Here is a 17,733-nt window from a genome sequence, read left to right on the forward strand (position 1 = left end):
AAGAGCAAAGTAACCAAAAGAGTGCCGTTCCGAGACGTTTTTTTATTCTAACCCGAGCAATGACTTCTTAACGCACCAGCTCGGACAGCACATCCCTGTGCAGAGCCGAGCCTAGTGGAAACTTCCTGTTTCCGCTTGCTAAAGTCATAGTTCAGATTAGAAAAACGTACGGAAATTTCCATAGCCACATTGGCTTGGTATGCTAATGTATTGAATTTTCGATTAAAAGACCACGGGAATGACGGAGTGATGTTATTTGGGATGGTAAAAACACATCGTTATTCATAGCTTCCTATTCGTCACCTTCGAGGTGTTTTAATCGGAGGACTATCATTTATCCGAGCCCGCCTAAAGGCGGGATTCCAAAGGGAGTACCATTTAATAGTGAGATACAGGTGTGTTTTTGGAACTGAGCCTTCAGGCTCGGCGATTAACTAGCCGATTGGCTTTTGTGCAATGTGCACTGGAAAGGGCACGCAGAGCTTATGCCCGTTCATGACACTGAACTGCCGTAAATGACTCTGGGCGTCCTGCCCTACGCCTTTCAGGTCGTTGTCATAAATTCCAACGTTCAAATTTGTTCCTGACAAATTTGTCACTTCCCGATTAAAAGACCACGGGAATGACGGTGTGATGTTATTTGGGATGGTAGAAACACACTGTTATTCACAGCTTTTACGCTCCCTACCCGTCACCTCCGAGGTGTTTTAATCGGAGGTCTGGTTAAGTGATTATGATTAAGTAGATGGATTGACTGGGCTGAGCTTATATAACTGAACTTGTATAGAAAAAACGGACTAGCGAAGACTGCTTAGCGGATATCGCTAAGCAGTTTATTATTAATGCTTAATCAAAAGAGAGCATTAACTGGTAGTGGTAATGTTGTTTGTTTAATTTAAATTCATCATGAACACTGGGACTCCAGGAATCATCTCCGCCCACGCCCATGTGAAATCCATCTAAACGCAGATAAAGCTGTTGCTCGGCCTGCAGTTCGTTGGTGTGTTTCGCGCTGGCAAGGTTTTCCTGACTATAACGGCTGACACCCAGATGGAAATCTCCCGACACGCTTAAGTCGCCGACTTTAGCTTCCTTAACATCACAACGTAAGCCACTTTCAGAGGGGAAGATATAAGGCGTATGCATCTCCTCTATCGAGCATGAGTGGCGATTAATATGGGCTGATAAAAGACGGTCCGGATAGTTTTCATGGGGGCCGCGGCCAAACCAATCGACCTTTTTATGACTATCGGGTAATACCAGCTCCATGCCCACGCGCGCTAATGAAGGCAGCGACTTAGCACAGTTAACATCAACGCTAATCGTCATCTCTCCCTGCCCATTGATAACATATTTCCAATGCGTGACAATAACCGCGTTATCTTGATGATAATGATTAAACTGCGATTCAATTAATACCTGATTGCTTAATCGATGCCCCTGAATCATTGCACATTGACTTGTTAAACTGTCAAGGCCAGAGGACTGCCAGCGGGCCATCCAGGAAGCGGGATCAACACGGTCCACTTCGCTGACACCAATATCATTATCTAAAGGTGCTCGATAAAAGTTATCTTTGGGTCCCTGTAATATTTTTTCTTCGCCCTTAATTGACCAATTGTCGATAACCCCGGTGTGCTTATTGATGACTATTTTAAAATCATCACCGATCACATTAAAAGCCGTTTCTGTTTCAGATAAATTAGGCGCTGCCTGGGTTGAAAAGTCAGGCGTTTTTAACTGCATAATGGTTGCCAGTTCAAACTGCTCGGTAGCCACCACAAAACCTTTTTCTGCCCAGGGTTTATCGGCGCTTAATATTACCTCAATATTGAGAAAATAATCACAGCCTATTTTCTGCTCGGGAATTTCCTCAGCTAAGGTGATTAACTGCGTACTTTGCGCCGCCACATTTAATTGTGTTTCACCCGCTAAAATAACAAAACCATCTTCTGTTAATGTCCAGCTTAAGGTCTCCTGCTCACTGGCGGTAAATAAATTTTCACTGCTTACGTTAACGGCTAAGGCATGATTATCCGCTAAACTAAACTGGTAAAACTGTTGTGCTTTTTTAGCTTCTAGTACCGCAGGGTGTAAACTTCTGTCGGGGAAAAGCAGGCCATTGATACAAAACTGACGGTCGTTAATTTGATCGCCAAAATCGCCGCCATATGCCCAATATTTAACGCCTTTTTCATCGGTCTTAGTTAAACCCTGGTCAACCCAGTCCCAGATAAAACCACCCTGTAAACGCGGATACTGACGGAATGCATCCCAATATTTAGAAAAACCACCCAGGCTGTTACCCATTGCATGGGCATATTCACAGAGGATCAAAGGACGCGTTTCATTGGGCATGCCAATCCATTTTTTAATGCCCAATTTTGGCGTAACACTCGGGTCGCGCGGATCGGTTAAATCTTTCTCAACACGGGCATACATGGGCACAATAATATCTGTCGCAGCAGTGTTCGAGCCGCCTCCTTCATACTGCACCGGACGCGTTGGATCTTTTAGTTTAGTCCACTGATACATGGCATGGTGGTTATTACCAATACCGGATTCGTTACCTAAAGACCAAATGATGATCGACGGATGGTTTTTATCACGGTCAACCATGCGCGTCATACGGCGCATATAAGCATTTAACCAGCTTGGATCGTTGGATAAACGGCACATCGGAAACTGACCGTGAGTTTCAATATTTGCTTCATCAACCACGTATAATCCGTACTGATCACAAAGCTCATACCAAAGCGGATGATTCGGATAATGCGCGGTGCGTACCGCATTGAAGTTATTTTGCTTGAGCAGTTTGATATCTTCAAGCATATCGGCACGGGACACAGCATGGCCTTTTTCCGGATGATGTTCGTGACGGTTAACACCACGAATTAACAGCGGCTGACCATTAACTTTAAGCTGCCCGTCACTGATTTCAACGACTCGGAAACCGACTTGGTAAGCTTCACAATCCACCAGTTCCCCTTGATTGTTCAGCAAAGACACAACAACACGATACAAATAGGGAGATTCGGCGCTCCATTTTTGCGGTGATTGAATAGGAATATGGTGTTCAGCCAATTCTGCCCAGGCTCCTTTTTCATCAATAAGGCGTTGACCAAATGCCACTGAAAGCGCCTCTGTGACCGGTTTTAAATTTGCATCAAAGAGTTGCACCTGCACGCTATGATCGTTGTAGAGATGATTTAAATAGGTTGAAACATGCAATATCCCATGATTAAAACAGGCATCCAGATCGGTTCTAATCGCCACATCACGAATTGATATTGTGGCTTTACTGCGTAGGGTCACATCCCGAAAAATACCGCTCAACCACCACATATCCTGATCTTCAAGGTAGGAACCGTCGGACCAGCGCAGGACCATCACGGTTAATTGATTTTTGCCTGAGCTCAGGTGTTTAGTTAAATCAAATTCAGCCGGCAGACGGCTATCTTGAGAATACCCCACCCAGATACCATTGCACCACAGATGAAAGGCGGAATTCACACCATCAAAAATAATCGCCTGATTGCGTCCCGACCAGCTCGCCGGCAAATCAAAGCTTAAACGGTAAACACCCGTGGGGTTCTCGTGTGGGACAAAAGGCGGGGTATCTGCAAAGGGATACTTCACATTAGTGTAAATGGGCTTATCGTGCCCCTGTAATTGCCAGTTACTCGGTACGGTGATTTCCGACCAAGCAGGATTCGTAAATTCAATATCAATGCACTCGGCAGGCACACTTTCAGGCTTGTCAAATAATGCAAAATCCCATTGTCCGTTTAAAGATTGAGTGTACTCGGAAGGTTGTCCGTTAAGCGCGGCATCCCGTGAGGGGTAGGCGAATGTCGGAGCATGTGCTTCAGCCACATTTTGATGGGTCACATGCTGGTTTTCCCAATCACGCGCATTGATAATTTCATTGAATGTTTTCATTTAATTCCTTAAGAACACTGTTTATAAGTGTTTTTGTAAATTTTTTATGGTTATTTTTATGATTATTTTGTTAACAGTAGTTCATTTAAAAGGAGTTAGCAGCAAGAATATTTTCATCATAAAACAAGCTCAGAAAAATAAATTTATGATGCCGATTCAAGCCGCCAATTAATGCATTTCAAGAGAATGTACTACGGAAATAAACACCACCTTTTGAGATACAGCCGTTAATAAATGTTAACTGGAAGAACAGGTGGAAACGTTTACACTAAAAGACTAAGTGTATCGTCTTACAAAAAATCATAAGTTGACCTGGTTAACATTTTTGTAAGATCTATAAGATTGTCATGCTGGCAGTGCACTTTTAAATTTGATGCTAATGGAATAACAGCAACTCAGCGCAGATTCAGGAAAGCACCATTAGCTCAATATGACTCCTTCGTGTTTTAACAAAGCTTGTTTACGTTCAATACCGCCTGCATATCCAGTCAGTTTGCCATTTTTTCCAATCACACGATGGCAGGGAATAATAATAGAAATTGGGTTTTTACTGTTTGCAAGGCCAACGGCGCGCACCGCTTTAGGGTTACCTATCGCATTGGCAAGTTCCTGATAGCACCATGTTTTACCAAAGGGGATAGTTGCAAGGGCAGCCCACACTCGCAGCTGAAATGCGGTTCCGGTCAAAGCTGTTGGCAGCGTAAAATACTCCCGTGTCCCGCTGAAATATTCCTCCAACTGCACGATAGTCTGCAGCAATATTGGCTGCTGTTTGTCTAACCGCCCGAGATTTTCAGGTTGGCTATTCTGGGTTTCAAACCACACCCCCAGTAACCCCTGCGCATTTGCCTGCAGGGTCAGCATGCCGATTGGACTTTTAAAATAGGCGTAATGATTCATAATATTGAATTCCAGCAGTAAAATTGAGTGTCACTTATCTACAGCCAAATTACTTGAAGAGGCAGGCATCGGCAAGATGATATTCTAAATCAAAGGCCCTGTACCGGGAAATGATCCGCTAATCAGCTTTAAATTGATTAGTCACAGGATCGTAGTGATAACCGACCGATTTTAACTTTGCAATTATTGCCTCGGTATCGAGGTTATAACGGTGCGATAATTTATCTAAACTGTCGCACTCTAATCGTAACCGTTCATTGATAATACCAAAAACAATTTCACCGTCCATGCTTAATAAGTGTTTAATTTCCATCATAAGAGAGCCCTCAAATTAGCAAAGTAAATATAATATTAGCAACTTTTCCATAAATTAGCAGAGCTATATTGGCCGATAGATTTAAAAATAAGAGATAGTGAGCTCTTTTTGCCTGCAACGGCCCTCTCTATTGCAGAATTATCTATCCCTTGCTTTTTTACTTATTTTGGTATGTATTGTGATTTAAACACGTTACACTTTTTAACATCATTAACTGTTAATGGCGTCAATATGAATTTAGAAAATAATAACCTTAAGCCGCAATCGGTGCCTAAATTAATAATATCTAAGCAATGGCTGACCCGATTGGCTGATGAACCGGGTAAAAAACGTCTATTTGATCAACGCACCCCTTTCCAACGTGATAAAGCACGCGTGCTGCACTCTGCAGCTTTCCGCCGTTTACAATCTAAAACGCAAATTCACAATAACGGTTTGAGTGATTTCTATCGCACCCGCCTGACTCACTCCCTTGAAGTGGCCCAAATTGGTGCGGGCATTGTCGAACATTTAAAATTGACTCAGCCTGATTTCTTAATCTTATTACCCGGTAACAACCTGATTGAAGCCATTTGTTTAAGTCATGATATTGGCCACCCTCCTTTTGGTCATGGAGGGGAAACTGCCTTAAATTATATGATGATTGAGCACGGTGGATTTGAAGGCAACGGACAAACATTTCGAATTTTAACCCAGCTTGAACCCTACACCGAGTTTAATGGTATGAACTTGACCCGCAGAACGTTATTGGGTTTATTAAAATATCCGGTCTGCCTGAGCCAGATCAGTGCGCCCTATCCAACGGATACCAGTCGCAGTTTTCGAGAATTAAAAACCGAAGAGTGGATGCCGGCAAAAGGTATTTACGACCATGATCTGAATTTCTTAAATGCGGTCCTTGAACCCTTATCAGAAAATGATCAAAAATTATTTAAAGCCGTTCGCCCACAAAACGCTAATCTCCAGTCCCATAAAAAATCACGCTACAAATCTTTAGATTGCTCGATCATGGAGATTGCCGATGATATTGCCTACGGCGTACATGATTTAGAGGATGCTATTGCGATGGGTTTTATCAGTAAATCCTTATGGCAGGAGAAAGTGGCAACAGAGCTTGCCAAAATAACTAATTTTTGTCTGCTGGATAATCTTCCAGAGATAACTGACAACCTCTTTTCTCTGCAGAACTTTAAACGTAAAGATGCGATTGGCGCGCTGGTTAATGCACTAATCACCTCCATTGAGATTAAAAAAGTAACGGCTGATTTTGACGATCCGCTGCTCGCCTATAACGCTTATTTAGCGCCGGCAATGTTTGAGGTATTAAAAATACTGAAAGGATTTGTTTTAAACTATGTGATTAAAAGCCCTGATTTACAGATCATGGAATATCGCGGGCAACAGATTGTAATGGAATTATTTGAAGCCTTTAATGCCGGTCCGTTACGTTTTTTACCTGAACAGGTAAAAGCATTATGGAAAGCACAGCAGGGGGATATTTCTCGCGAAAAACGCATTATAGCGGACTATATCTCGAGCCTTACGGACAATCATGCCCTGCGCCTGCACTCACGTTTATTCAGCAGTCACCAAAGCCCGGCAATGATCGGCCAGCACAGTTTTTAATCTTTAGACCTGCCCGTCTAAAGGTGGGATTACAAGTTGGAGATTGCTTCGCACAGCAGCCTTGTTCTTGGAACTGAGCCTTCAGGCTCGGCGGTTTATTTAAGCTTTTTCTCGTTTCCACGCTCTGCGTGGTAATGTAAATACCGCACTGGTTATTCGTAGGCTTTCGCCTGTGAGCGTTTGGTTTAACTTTTATTATTGGAATTCCGCCCTTGACGGCGACTAGACGATGAGAAACCGAAACGCAGTTTCGCAGTTCGAGAGAGTCATGTTCTTTGAACGGCCAAAGAGAACAGGTCACGCAGAGCTTAGCCCGCTCGTGACAATATGCTGATGCATAACTCGCCTAGAGAAAAGCCGATACAGGGACGGCAGAGCCTGTCCCGCTCATGAACCTAAACTGTCGTTTAATTCGCCTAGCCGTTTTTTTTATTCTTGTTCTGCCCAACTCCTTTTTAACGCACCAGCTCGGACAGCACATCCTTGTGCAGAGCCGAGCCTAATGAAATCGTCCAGGATTTCATTTGCTAAAGGAGTTGTTCACCCCAAGAAAAACGTACGGGAATCTCCATAACCGCATTGGCCTGGTATTCTAGTGTGTAGGTATGAATTGAACGACGTTTCTGTGAGGTATGTCTGTCCTATTATTCACACCTCCGAAGTTTTTTAATCGGAGGTCTGGGTTTTTATCAATTGCTCAAAACCGCCCGCCTAAAGGCGGGATTCCAAGTGAAAATTTTTTCTGTCATCCTCGAGGTGTTTTAATCGGGGATCTCGCCAGATTCATTGAGATTCCCGATTAAAAGATTACGGGAATGACGGTGTTGTTAGTTGGAAATGCCTAGGCTCTATTATCCAAGCCCGCCTGAAGGCGGGATTCCAAGTTGGAATTTTAGGCCAACTGAAGTTTTGCGATATTAAGGTGCGCCAGGTACAAGGGATAATCACGTTGTGCCGCTAATTTTTCCGCCTGCGCATTGATATCCTGCTCGCTGATGCCCTGGGTGACCGGAAAAGAACGGGTCGGTTTGATACTCGCAGCTATTAAATGATTAGATTTCATCTGCTCAACAATCGCATCTGCACAGGTTAAAACCGATGAGGCTTTGACTGTTTCGCAACGTGCGTATCGGTCACTGACAAAAGACACGTCGGCCGCTCTTAATGTCGGATCGCCGCCCGGTATTTGCTGTGCGCCGAATAATGGTTTAGCCCCTATTTTTGCAGACTTAAAACTTGGAATATAAGCGGCAAGATGTTGTATCGAACGGTTGGTACGCGTCGCTATTTCCTGCTCTGACCATCGGTAGTCGATTTTGTGAAGAAATTTTTCGCCTAATTTTGGTTGCGCACTTTGCTCACTGCTGGTGACTAACCCCTGCTCGAACAGGGTAATATCATCGGTCATACCGTGCAGCTGAAAGTAACCGCCGGGATAAGGCGTAAATTGTGCCATGCCGTTAGGCGTACCGCGTTGACCATGAAAAATAAGTTCCGGCCAGAGACACTCAGTCTCTGTCCAGCGGGCAACGTAAGCTGCCTTAAACTCTACCAGTCGCTGACGTTTAAAGCCTAACATGTCATCAATCTTACCGCTTCTAAAGCCCGCCGCATTAATTAGATAATCAAATTCAGCCTGTTTATTTAGTCCTTGCTGTTGGTAGTCTACCAACCAGGATTGACCGCTGTCGCTGGGGGTTATATCGCTGACGGCGCAGTTGGTAAGTAATTGACAATGCGGATTTTTATGCAAAGAGAGAGTGCAACCGGCCCCTAAACGAAAGATGTTCAAACCGAATTCTTGAACCAGAATAAGCGGAAATTTAAGCTTATCCAAATCAACATATTTAGCCACGGGAACCATCCACTGCTCTAGGCTCTGAGGATCGCGACTGGGCGTTTGCAATGCCAGCGCTTCCAGCTCCTCGCGCTCAAATAAACGGAAGTAATCGCGGCTTTCACCGAGCACCTTATTTTCAGGGTCAGCATCAATCAAACGTTGGTACTCTGACTGCAGTTTATGCAGACGCGGTAGCAGCTCTAGTGGTGTACCTTCGTCATGCTTGGGCACCGCCAACACCGTCGGGCGATAGTCTGCGGCAAAGGGATATAAACGCAGCAGATCAATGGATTGTGCAAGCAGCGTCAAACATTGCTGTTCGGAAATTTCCCGGTATAAATTACCTCCGGCATGCAGATGGCAAATAGGAGGTCCGTTAACTAGACTGGCTCCTTTTTCAAGCAAAGTGACATTTATCCCTAATTCACTTAAATATAGAGCGATACTTGCACCTGCAATACCACCACCAACGATGGCAACATTAAACGTACTGATCTTATCTGTTTGTTTATTTTGACTTACCACTTTAAACCCGTGTAAATTTATTATTATTGTTTATAAAATAACAGCTGTAAAAATATTAGCTGAGGGTTGCTACAATATCAGAGAAATCATCAAAAACGGCTTCAGGCTTATGCAGACCAATATCTTCGCCATAATTGTAACCATAAGTTAAACCGATAGATTCCATCTTAGCTGCCTTAGCCGCCAGAATATCGTTTTTTGAATCTCCGACCATCAGACACTGTTCAACGGTGACCGAAAGTTTTTCACACACATGCAATAAAGGCAGCGCATCGGGTTTACGTTTTTCCAAACTATCACCCCCTAATAACATTTCAAACAATCCGGTCAGTTGCAACCCTTCTAAAATTGGCTCTATAAACTCAAAGGGTTTATTGGTCACAATCACCAAGCGGTAACCTTTGGCTTTTAATACTTTTAAACAGGCGCGCACGCTCGGGTAAAGTTTGGTTTCAATGCATAAGTTATTTTTATAAAAGTTTAAGAACAGTTGTAATGATTTTTCAAACAACTCAGGAGCAATACTTTGATCAATCTCAGATTGACCTGACAACCCTCTTTGAACCAGGGTTTGCGCGCCATTACCAACCCATGAGCGAATCAGTTCTTGATCAAAGGTAGGACGTTGCAGTGCACTTAACATGTGGTTAATGGCTAATGACAAGTCTGGCGCGCTGTCAATAAGGGTACCGTCTAAATCAAATAAAATAACTTCTTTATTAGTAAATTTCAATTTTAAGGCCTTTAGATAATTTATTGGTGGAAAGGAATTTATTATGCCATCTCAGTCACAAAAAGATAATAATTATCGTTACATTATTCAAGCACAACTTTATAGGCGGGAAAATAGTTGAAAGCCAGCTGCTTTATCTATTTATTATTGACCGCAAAGCAGCTCATCCACAACCCGTTAAGATAACTGAAAACAGAAAAATACAATTGGCATTCTCTGCGCAGGGCTGATAAAGAGATTGTCAGCTGAGCTTTATTTAAAGAATAATAGCTTGCTATTAAGCTTTCCTGCTGCAGGTTATCTAATCGGTTTATACAAATGCAGGACGCTAAATCATAAGCGGGGCAAGCCAGTGTTGCATATTCCCAATCCAAAATCATCACCTGCTGTTTGTTATTTATCAACAGATTATGTAACGACAGATCACCATGACATAAGACATTTTTAGCACTGGAATTATCCAAGATGATGGCGCGCTTTAAAATAACAGAAAACTGCTGCTCATCGATGGCAGACGTTATTGTTTTTTTTAGCTGCGTTAGGGTCGAGGTCAAGCTTTGAGGTTGGGCATGCAGTGCAGGCAAGTGATGAATTTTTTTTAACTGTACAGCGAGCAGATTAATGATTTCTTTATTGACGGATAAACGGCTTAATTCCTTCCCCGTAAAATATTCCTGCAATTTATAAGACCCGCAACAGGCAATCGCTTTAGGGGTTAATCCTACAAAAATGGCAAGTTGATCAACCTTGAATTCGCGTCTTCTATCACTTTCATTTCTCGCACTCAGGTTCAGCCGTTTGAAAATAATTTTTTCATTATTAGCTAAGGTTAACAAAAAAACCGCATTAGTGAGTGCCTGTTCAAGCGGCTCGATGACCACTATTGGCTCACTTTGCTGTGCGCCAATCCAAATTAATTCTTTATCGGTTAACGCTTTGCCGGTTGACCCATTGCAGGCTAATTCTTCGTCTGTTAACTCTTTGCCGATAAATTCTTTGTAGGTTAATAGGGACAAAATATTATTGGGTTATCCAGGGAGTAATGCGCTTAATCTTCAGCGTGACATGACTGTCCGCCAAACCTGAATGCAACAGCGCATTTGAGATCAACAAATCCCCGTTTTTAGAAAAACTCACTTGCTTGGGTAAGGCAGACAGTTGTTGTTCACTGAGCGGCTCACTGAGTTTCAGGCGAATACCTGAAAACGCGGGTAAAAAATATTTTCCTATCATACCGGCATTCTTTTTTAGAATACCTTCAAGTTGTGTACTTATCAGTGCAAGTTTAGGATCCGCTAATTGCACTGAATCAAATGCCTTAGCCATGATGGTCACTTGTAAATCACATTGATAGTTTTCCTGCCCGGGTAACAATTCAACCTCAATCATGGCGCCATCTTTACGATGCTGATCTGAATAAAAGGGTAATAACTGCCCTTGTCTTGTAAAGGTTATCTGCTCACGTTTTTGATCAACAACTATCTTTGCATCTTTGATTAAACATGCCTGCTTGGAATCTTTATCCTGTAAATAAAAAGCCGTGGTGACATACTCATAATCAAGCTTATAAATGGTTTTCATGTAACCAAAAAAAAGTGAATAATTTAATTTTAAGGGGGAAGCTAAAACACTGTTAGTGGTTAGCAATAAAACCAAAAAAAATCCCAAGCGCATTATTATCTTCCTTTCTGTGTTCATTAATTCTAAGCATCAAAGCCGGAGCTGCGATCATCACCATCTGTTGCCGAGCTGCTTTCTACTGCAACAACACTCACACCACAAACTTGACGGTAAACAATGCCCATTAAATTAAAATAGAAAGGGACAAAGAACAATAGACCTAAACCGGAAGGAATTATGGCGATAAAGAACAGCACCATCAATAACAGAAAGATGAAAGAAAATTGCAGCAAGTTTTTATTCACTAGTTTAAAAGATAAGGTCACTGCCAGGATCGGGGTTAATTTTTTTTCTGCAACCAGAGGGCTCACCAGACAAAAAGCCATGTTGAAATATAACAGTGCAACAATAGAAAGTTGGAAACCAATACTGCCAAATAGTTGAGTGAAGAGCAGTGTCACAGCGTTGGAGATTAAACTGATAATCATGGTTGCCAGTGACAGTTTCAAAATGATATTAAAGTATTTAAAAAGATCATTCGATTTAGTTTTCAAACCAACAGAGTGATGAATACCCATCATTTGTAAAGCCGTTAATAGCGGCGGTGCAAGTAACAAAGTGACAATATAATTAAGTATCATTTGCATGGTCTGATCGGAGTCGCCCAAGCTATTAAAAATATAAACGTATGCCAGGCCTAACAGACCGATCGTCACAAAACATGCAACAGCCAACGGCAGATAATTTTTTCTGGTGATAACAAAAGCGTCTTTAAAAAGAGACTTAAGATCGAAGCGATGACCTTCGGTGAGTGATTTTTTAATATCCCCGCCTAAAATAAAATGTTTTTCACTCATACAAGCTAATTACCCTAAATAAAATAAAGTTTGTTTTTGATTATTACCCGGCGCGAAGAAAGCGCTGTCACGGTTGTGCTATAAACTATAAATGCAGGGCTATTGTAGGGAGTTCCGTTAACTTTTCAAGTTTATTGATGGCTTACGCCAAATTGATTAATCAACTTGTCGTCAGTAAATTACTTGAAAATGCGCCAATCAGCAAAACTTCGAATCTACATCTTAAGTAGTTTGGGCAGCTAATATAGTGTTAACCAAATCGGGGACTAATTTTGTGGCTTTTCCCTGCATAACCTTATCGAAGTGGCTATGAATTTCACTCGCTTCTAAATTTAACTCAATGGAAAATGCACCGACACTTTTAGCTTCTTCCACAAATCCTGCAGCAGGATAAACCGTGCCCGAGGTGCCAATAGCGATAAACAGATCCGCCTGTGATAAATGATGATAAATAATATCTAAACCTAGCGGCATTTCACCAAACCAAACAATATGCGGCCGTAATTCCGATGGGTACTGACAACAGTGGCATAAATCACCGCTTACAATATCATCAACACATTCAACAAGTTGATTGGTTTTAGGGCAACGGGCCTTGAGTAGCTCGCCGTGCATATGAATAACATTTTTAGATCCAGCCTGCTCATGCAAGTTATCAATATTTTGTGTTACCAGTAAGAATTCACCAGCAAACTTTTCTTCTAATTCTGCCAAGGCAAAATGAGCAGCATTAGGTTTTTTATGCCCTAAACAGAAATCGCGACGACGTTGATTATAAAACTCGAGCACCAGTTGCGGATTTCTTTTATAACCCTCTACTGTGGCGACATCCTCTAAATTATGGTTCTCCCACAGACCATTGGTATCGCGAAAGGTTTGAATACCAGATTCAGCTGATACGCCGGCACCGGTTAACACGACTATTTTTTTATATTGATGGAATGACAAAAAACACCTCACTAGCTTGCTATCCGCTCATTTAGAAAAACTCAACCCGACCTTTAATATTTAGACCAACAGATCTGTTTTTATATTTGCCAGTGCACCACTAACACCTTGATAGCACGTGATAGCAAAGGTGCGACTGAACTTGCACGTTAAAACAGATTTTATTATTAAACGGGTTAATATGATTGAACAATTTTCAACGTAACTGGACTCAATAACGATTAACAATTGTACCTGAATGAGAAAACCAAATTGTAGGATAGTTCATAATTTTGAACTCATTCAATGAGAAGGTCTATTTAAAGTCATGAAAAATTAAAGCAAGCGTTAACCCTATGCTTTAATTCAAAAAATAACGAGGAAGAGATGAATAACAGAATCAGATCAATAAAATCAATAAGCAGTTTACCCGCACGCAGGACTTTTTTGACCCGGCAAAAATAAATATAAAATTTACGGGTTTTATTTCAGGTCGAAACAAGGATAAAAAAGCCACAAAGCGGCTTTTTTATCCTTAGCTGACTAAAGTTATTCCTCGGTATGAGGCATATTTTCTTCTACCAATTCTTTTAGTTTTTGTCCTGCTCGAAATGTAACAACGCGACGGGCAGCAATGGGAATATCTTCGCCAGTTTTAGGATTACGACCTGGCCGCTCACTTTTATCTTTTAATTCAAAGCCACCAAAACCCGAAATTTTTACCGCTTCTCCGTTTTCCAGTGTTTCTTTAATTTCTTCAAAAAAAGATTCAACAAACTCTTTTGCTTCGCGTTTGCTTAAACCTATGTTTTCCGATAAATGTGCCGCTATTTCAGCTTTAGTCAGTGCCATAAATTAATCTCTCAATGATGCATTAAACTGTTTAGAAACCGCTTCAACAATTTTTGTTACATTGTCAGCAATCTCCTGTTCTTCCAAGGTGCGTGTTGTATCTTGTAAGATCAAGCCTATTGCTAAACTTTTCTTACCCTCTTCAACGCCTTGTCCTTGGTATACGTCAAATAAGTTTATGCCAACTAATTGGGTTCCGCCAATTTTTTCTATAAATTTTAGTACGTTACCTGCACTTAATTGCTCATCTACGACAAATGCCAAGTCACGGTTATTAGCCGGAAACTTAGAAATATCACCCGCAGACGGCAAATTACGGGTAGTAATCTGCGCCAGTTCAATTTCAAAGACAATCGGGGTGCCGTTGAGTGCAAAGGGTTTAGTCAGGCTTGGATGTAAAGTACCAATATAACCAATATTTTTACCATTACGGTAGATTCCGGCTGACTGGCCGGGATGCAGCGCACTATGTTGCTCTGCTTTAAACTCAAAACTGTGCGCGTCAGCACATAAATCAAATAACGCCTGCAGGTCCGCTTTCAGGTCAAAAAAGTCAACCGGACGGGTTGATATATCCCAGTGTTCATCATTTAAATTACCCACAATGACAGCTGATAACATTTCTTCCTGACGAATGCCATTTTCAGCATTTTCATCTTTTGTGAAACGTAAACCGGTCTCAAATAAACGCACACGATTTTGTTGGCGTTTCTGGTTTTTAGAAACACTTTCTAATAACCCCGTCCATAAACTCACGCGCATGGCGGACATATCTTTAGAAATTGGATTGGGTAAAATTAATGCATCTGCTTCGGGATGCAGTTTCAGCTGTTTATCCGGGTCAACAAAGCTGTAAGTGATAGCTTCATGGTATTCACGGCCCACTAATACATCACGGACTTTAGAAAGTTTTAATCTTGCTTCGTTATGAGTGGTCATGGTTAAGGGCGCTAAGGGTGCGACATTGGGAATATTATCGTAACCGTAAACCCGTGCAACCTCTTCGATAAGATCTTCTTCAATCTCCATATCAAAACGGTAGGTTGGTGCAACAATTTCCCAACCTTCAGTAGTGACCTTAACGTCACAACCTAACTGAGTCAAAATGGTGGTAACACGATTGCGCTCAATAGAGATACCGATCAAGCTGTTCAACTTATTAGCACGTAAAGTGATCGTGGCCTGAGTAGGAATATGCTGTTCACTGAATGCCTCGGTAACAGGCCCCACTTCACCACCACAAATAGACACCAACAGTTGTGTTGCCCGCTCTATCGCTTTGGTTTGCAGCATAGGATCAACACCACGCTCGTAACGGTGCGATGCATCGGTATGCAGACCATAAGAACGTGCGCGTCCGGCAATTGCAAGCGGCGCAAAGAAAGCACTTTCTAAAAAAACATTGGTTGTACCTTCGGAAACACCTGAATCTAAACCGCCAAAAATACCCGCTATTGCCAGCGCTTTTTGGCTATCGGCAACCACTAATGTATTGGCATTGAGTTTAACTTCTTTACCGTCTAACAAAGTCAGTTTTTCATTTTGCTGTGCAAGACGTACTTCAATGCCACCTTCTAATTTATCTAAATCAAAGGCGTGCATCGGATGACCCAATTCAAGTAATACATACTGGGTAATATCAACCACGGCATCAACACTGCGCACACCACAACGGCGTAGTTTTTCAACCATCCATAATGGGGTTTTAGCCTGTTGATTAATACCGCGAATAACCCGTCCTAAATAACGCGGGCATGCTTCGGGGGCTTGTAAATTAATGGCCACTTGCTCGGTCAGCGTGACGGCAGCATTCTCCCAAGTCGGCTCATTTACTTTAACACTGTTCAACACGCCAACTTCGCGGGCAAGACCTGCAATACCTAAACAATCTGCGCGGTTAGCCGTTAAATCAACATCGATAGTAATATCATCTAAATGTAATAATTTACGAACACAAGTGCCTACCGGTGCAGCCTGAGGTAATTCTAAAATACCTTCTGAATTTTCTGCCATACCCAGTTCGGATTCACTGCATAACATGCCGGCTGATGGCTGGCCGCGCAGTTCTGCTTGTTTTATTTCAAAATCACCGGGTAATACAGCGCCAACAACAGCAACGGCGACTTTTAATCCTAAACGGCAATTTTTAGCACCACAAACGATATCAATTAGCTGCTCTGCACCGATATTGATTTTGGTAACTTGTAATTTATCTGCATCGGGGTGTGGACCGCATTCAACCACTTCACCCACCAGCACTTTTGTAAATTTACCGGAAACGGGTAGTACTTCATCAACTTCAAGCCCTGCCATGGTAATTTGATGAACTAATTCATCGCGTGTAATTTCAGGGTTAACCCATTCTCGTAACCAAGCTTCACTAAATTTCATTATTCTAACCCTTACTTAAATTGCTTGAGGAAACGAAGATCGTTTTCAAAGAAAGAACGTAAATCATTTACGCCGTAACGTAACATCGTTAATCGCTCAACCCCCATACCGAATGCAAAACCGGAATATTTTTCAGGATCCACGCCCATTGAACGTAATACCGTCGGGTGAACCATGCCGCAGCCTAATACTTCTAACCAGCCATTTTTACCTAACACATCCACTTCAGCTGAAGGTTCAGTGAAGGGGAAATAAGAAGGACGGAAACGCACCTCTAAATCCTGTTCAAAAAAGTTATGCAGGAAGGCATGCAGAATACCTTTAAGCTGAGTAAAGCTGACCTTCTCGGCAATCATCAAACCTTCAACCTGATGGAACATAGGTGTATGAGTCTGGTCGTAATCGTTACGATAAACACGTCCCGGAGAGATAATACGAATAGGTGGATTTTCTTTTTCCATGGTGCGAATCTGCACACCAGAGGTTTGCGTGCGCAATACCAGCTCAGGATTAAAATAGAAGGTATCGTGTTCAGCCCGCGCAGGATGATGTGCAGGAATGTTTAAGGCATCAAAGTTATGGTAAGCATCTTCAACTTCCGGTCCGGTTTTAACTTCAAAACCTAATTCAGCAAAAAACTCAGTAATACGATCAACGGTGCGTGTCACCGGGTGAACAGTGCCCAACAATGCACCACGTCCGGGTAAGGTCACATCAATAGTTTCTTCCGCGAGCCGGGCATTTAAAACCGCAGCTTCCATCGCCTGCTTGCGTGCAACCAAAACAGCTTGAATAGCTTGTTTTGCTTTATTAATCATTTGACCGGCAGCGGGTTTCTCTGCAGGAGGCAGTTTACCCAAGCCTTTCATCTGCTCAGTCATTAAGCCTTTTTTACCCAAATACTGTAGACGAATTTGTTCTAATTCGTTGCCGTCGGCGGCTTTCTCTATCTGTTGTTGCGCATTCGCAACGATTTCATCAAGGTGTTGCATTCGTTTAATCTCATCTGTGAAGCAAGCAATAACCATCGTATTGATTGGAGGTTAAGAAAAATAGCAGTCGACTTTACTAAAATCAGAGAGATTTGGCTAGTACATAGACCAAATGAAAAGCCGTAAAATAGGAATTAACCTAAATAAATCAACTCCTCATGATTCGCGCAGAAAAGAGAGTGCAGGTAAAACCAGGCTGCTTATAGTTAAAG

General features: G+C 42.2%; 13 protein-coding genes. 1 reads left to right on the forward strand and 12 read right to left on the reverse strand.

Annotated elements, in window-relative coordinates; genetic code table 11:
• Positions 1–846 precede the first annotated feature (846 nt).
• The 3 genes from ACJAZP_RS02770 to ACJAZP_RS02780 form a co-directional block, all read right to left on the reverse strand.
• The gene (locus tag ACJAZP_RS02770) at positions 847–3,942 is read right to left on the reverse strand and encodes a beta-galactosidase (RefSeq protein ID WP_415229206.1); all 3,096 of its coding nucleotides are present in this window, start codon (positions 3,940–3,942) and stop codon (positions 847–849) included.
• 420 nt (positions 3,943–4,362) lie between these two features.
• Positions 4,363–4,842, reverse strand: a complete 480-nt coding sequence (locus ACJAZP_RS02775) for a methylated-DNA--[protein]-cysteine S-methyltransferase (RefSeq protein ID WP_415229207.1) — start codon at positions 4,840–4,842, stop codon at positions 4,363–4,365.
• Between the two features lie 118 nt (positions 4,843–4,960).
• Positions 4,961–5,158 carry a DUF4250 domain-containing protein gene (locus tag ACJAZP_RS02780; RefSeq protein ID WP_415229208.1) on the reverse strand — a complete coding sequence of 66 codons (198 nt, stop codon included), beginning with the start codon at positions 5,156–5,158 and terminating at the stop codon, positions 4,961–4,963.
• A gap of 231 nt (positions 5,159–5,389) precedes the next feature.
• Here ACJAZP_RS02780 and ACJAZP_RS02785 point away from each other — a divergent pair, with 231 nt between their 5' ends.
• Positions 5,390–6,784, forward strand: coding sequence for an anti-phage deoxyguanosine triphosphatase (locus tag ACJAZP_RS02785; protein ID WP_415229209.1), 1,395 nt, complete (start codon positions 5,390–5,392; stop codon positions 6,782–6,784).
• 892 nt (positions 6,785–7,676) lie between these two features.
• Here the strand turns inward: ACJAZP_RS02785 and ACJAZP_RS02790 are convergent.
• The 9 genes from ACJAZP_RS02790 to pheS all read right to left on the reverse strand — a co-directional run bounded on the left by ACJAZP_RS02790 (position 7,677) and on the right by pheS (position 17,521).
• Complete coding sequence (locus tag ACJAZP_RS02790; protein WP_415229210.1) at positions 7,677–9,149, reverse strand: FAD-dependent oxidoreductase; 1,473 nt, start codon at positions 9,147–9,149, stop codon at positions 7,677–7,679.
• A 55-nt stretch (positions 9,150–9,204) separates the two neighbouring features.
• The gene (locus tag ACJAZP_RS02795; RefSeq protein ID WP_415229211.1) at positions 9,205–9,882 is read right to left on the reverse strand and encodes a phosphoglycolate phosphatase; all 678 of its coding nucleotides are present in this window, start codon (positions 9,880–9,882) and stop codon (positions 9,205–9,207) included.
• A gap of 137 nt (positions 9,883–10,019) precedes the next feature.
• Positions 10,020–10,898 carry a phosphotransferase gene (locus ACJAZP_RS02800; protein WP_415229212.1) on the reverse strand — a complete coding sequence of 293 codons (879 nt, stop codon included), beginning with the start codon at positions 10,896–10,898 and terminating at the stop codon, positions 10,020–10,022.
• A gap of 4 nt (positions 10,899–10,902) precedes the next feature.
• Positions 10,903–11,556, reverse strand: coding sequence for a DUF2987 domain-containing protein (locus ACJAZP_RS02805; RefSeq protein ID WP_415229213.1), 654 nt, complete (start codon positions 11,554–11,556; stop codon positions 10,903–10,905).
• A 29-nt stretch (positions 11,557–11,585) separates the two neighbouring features.
• Positions 11,586–12,359, reverse strand: coding sequence for a hypothetical protein (locus ACJAZP_RS02810; RefSeq protein WP_415229214.1), 774 nt, complete (start codon positions 12,357–12,359; stop codon positions 11,586–11,588).
• 222 nt (positions 12,360–12,581) lie between these two features.
• On the reverse strand, positions 12,582–13,307 hold the full coding sequence (cobB, locus tag ACJAZP_RS02815) for a Sir2 family NAD+-dependent deacetylase (protein WP_415229215.1): 726 nt from the start codon (positions 13,305–13,307) through the stop codon (positions 12,582–12,584).
• Between the two features lie 528 nt (positions 13,308–13,835).
• Complete coding sequence (locus ACJAZP_RS02820; RefSeq protein ID WP_415229216.1) at positions 13,836–14,138, reverse strand: integration host factor subunit alpha; 303 nt, start codon at positions 14,136–14,138, stop codon at positions 13,836–13,838.
• A 3-nt stretch (positions 14,139–14,141) separates the two neighbouring features.
• Positions 14,142–16,529 carry a phenylalanine--tRNA ligase subunit beta gene (pheT, locus tag ACJAZP_RS02825; RefSeq protein ID WP_415229217.1) on the reverse strand — a complete coding sequence of 796 codons (2,388 nt, stop codon included), beginning with the start codon at positions 16,527–16,529 and terminating at the stop codon, positions 14,142–14,144.
• 11 nt (positions 16,530–16,540) lie between these two features.
• A complete protein-coding gene (gene pheS / locus ACJAZP_RS02830; protein WP_415229218.1) occupies positions 16,541–17,521 on the reverse strand; it encodes a phenylalanine--tRNA ligase subunit alpha in 981 nt (326 codons plus the stop codon).
• Between the last annotated feature and the right edge of the window lie 212 nt (positions 17,522–17,733).

The organism is Psychromonas sp. (assembly GCF_047632955.1).
Classification (GTDB): Bacteria; Pseudomonadota; Gammaproteobacteria; order Enterobacterales; family Psychromonadaceae; genus Psychromonas.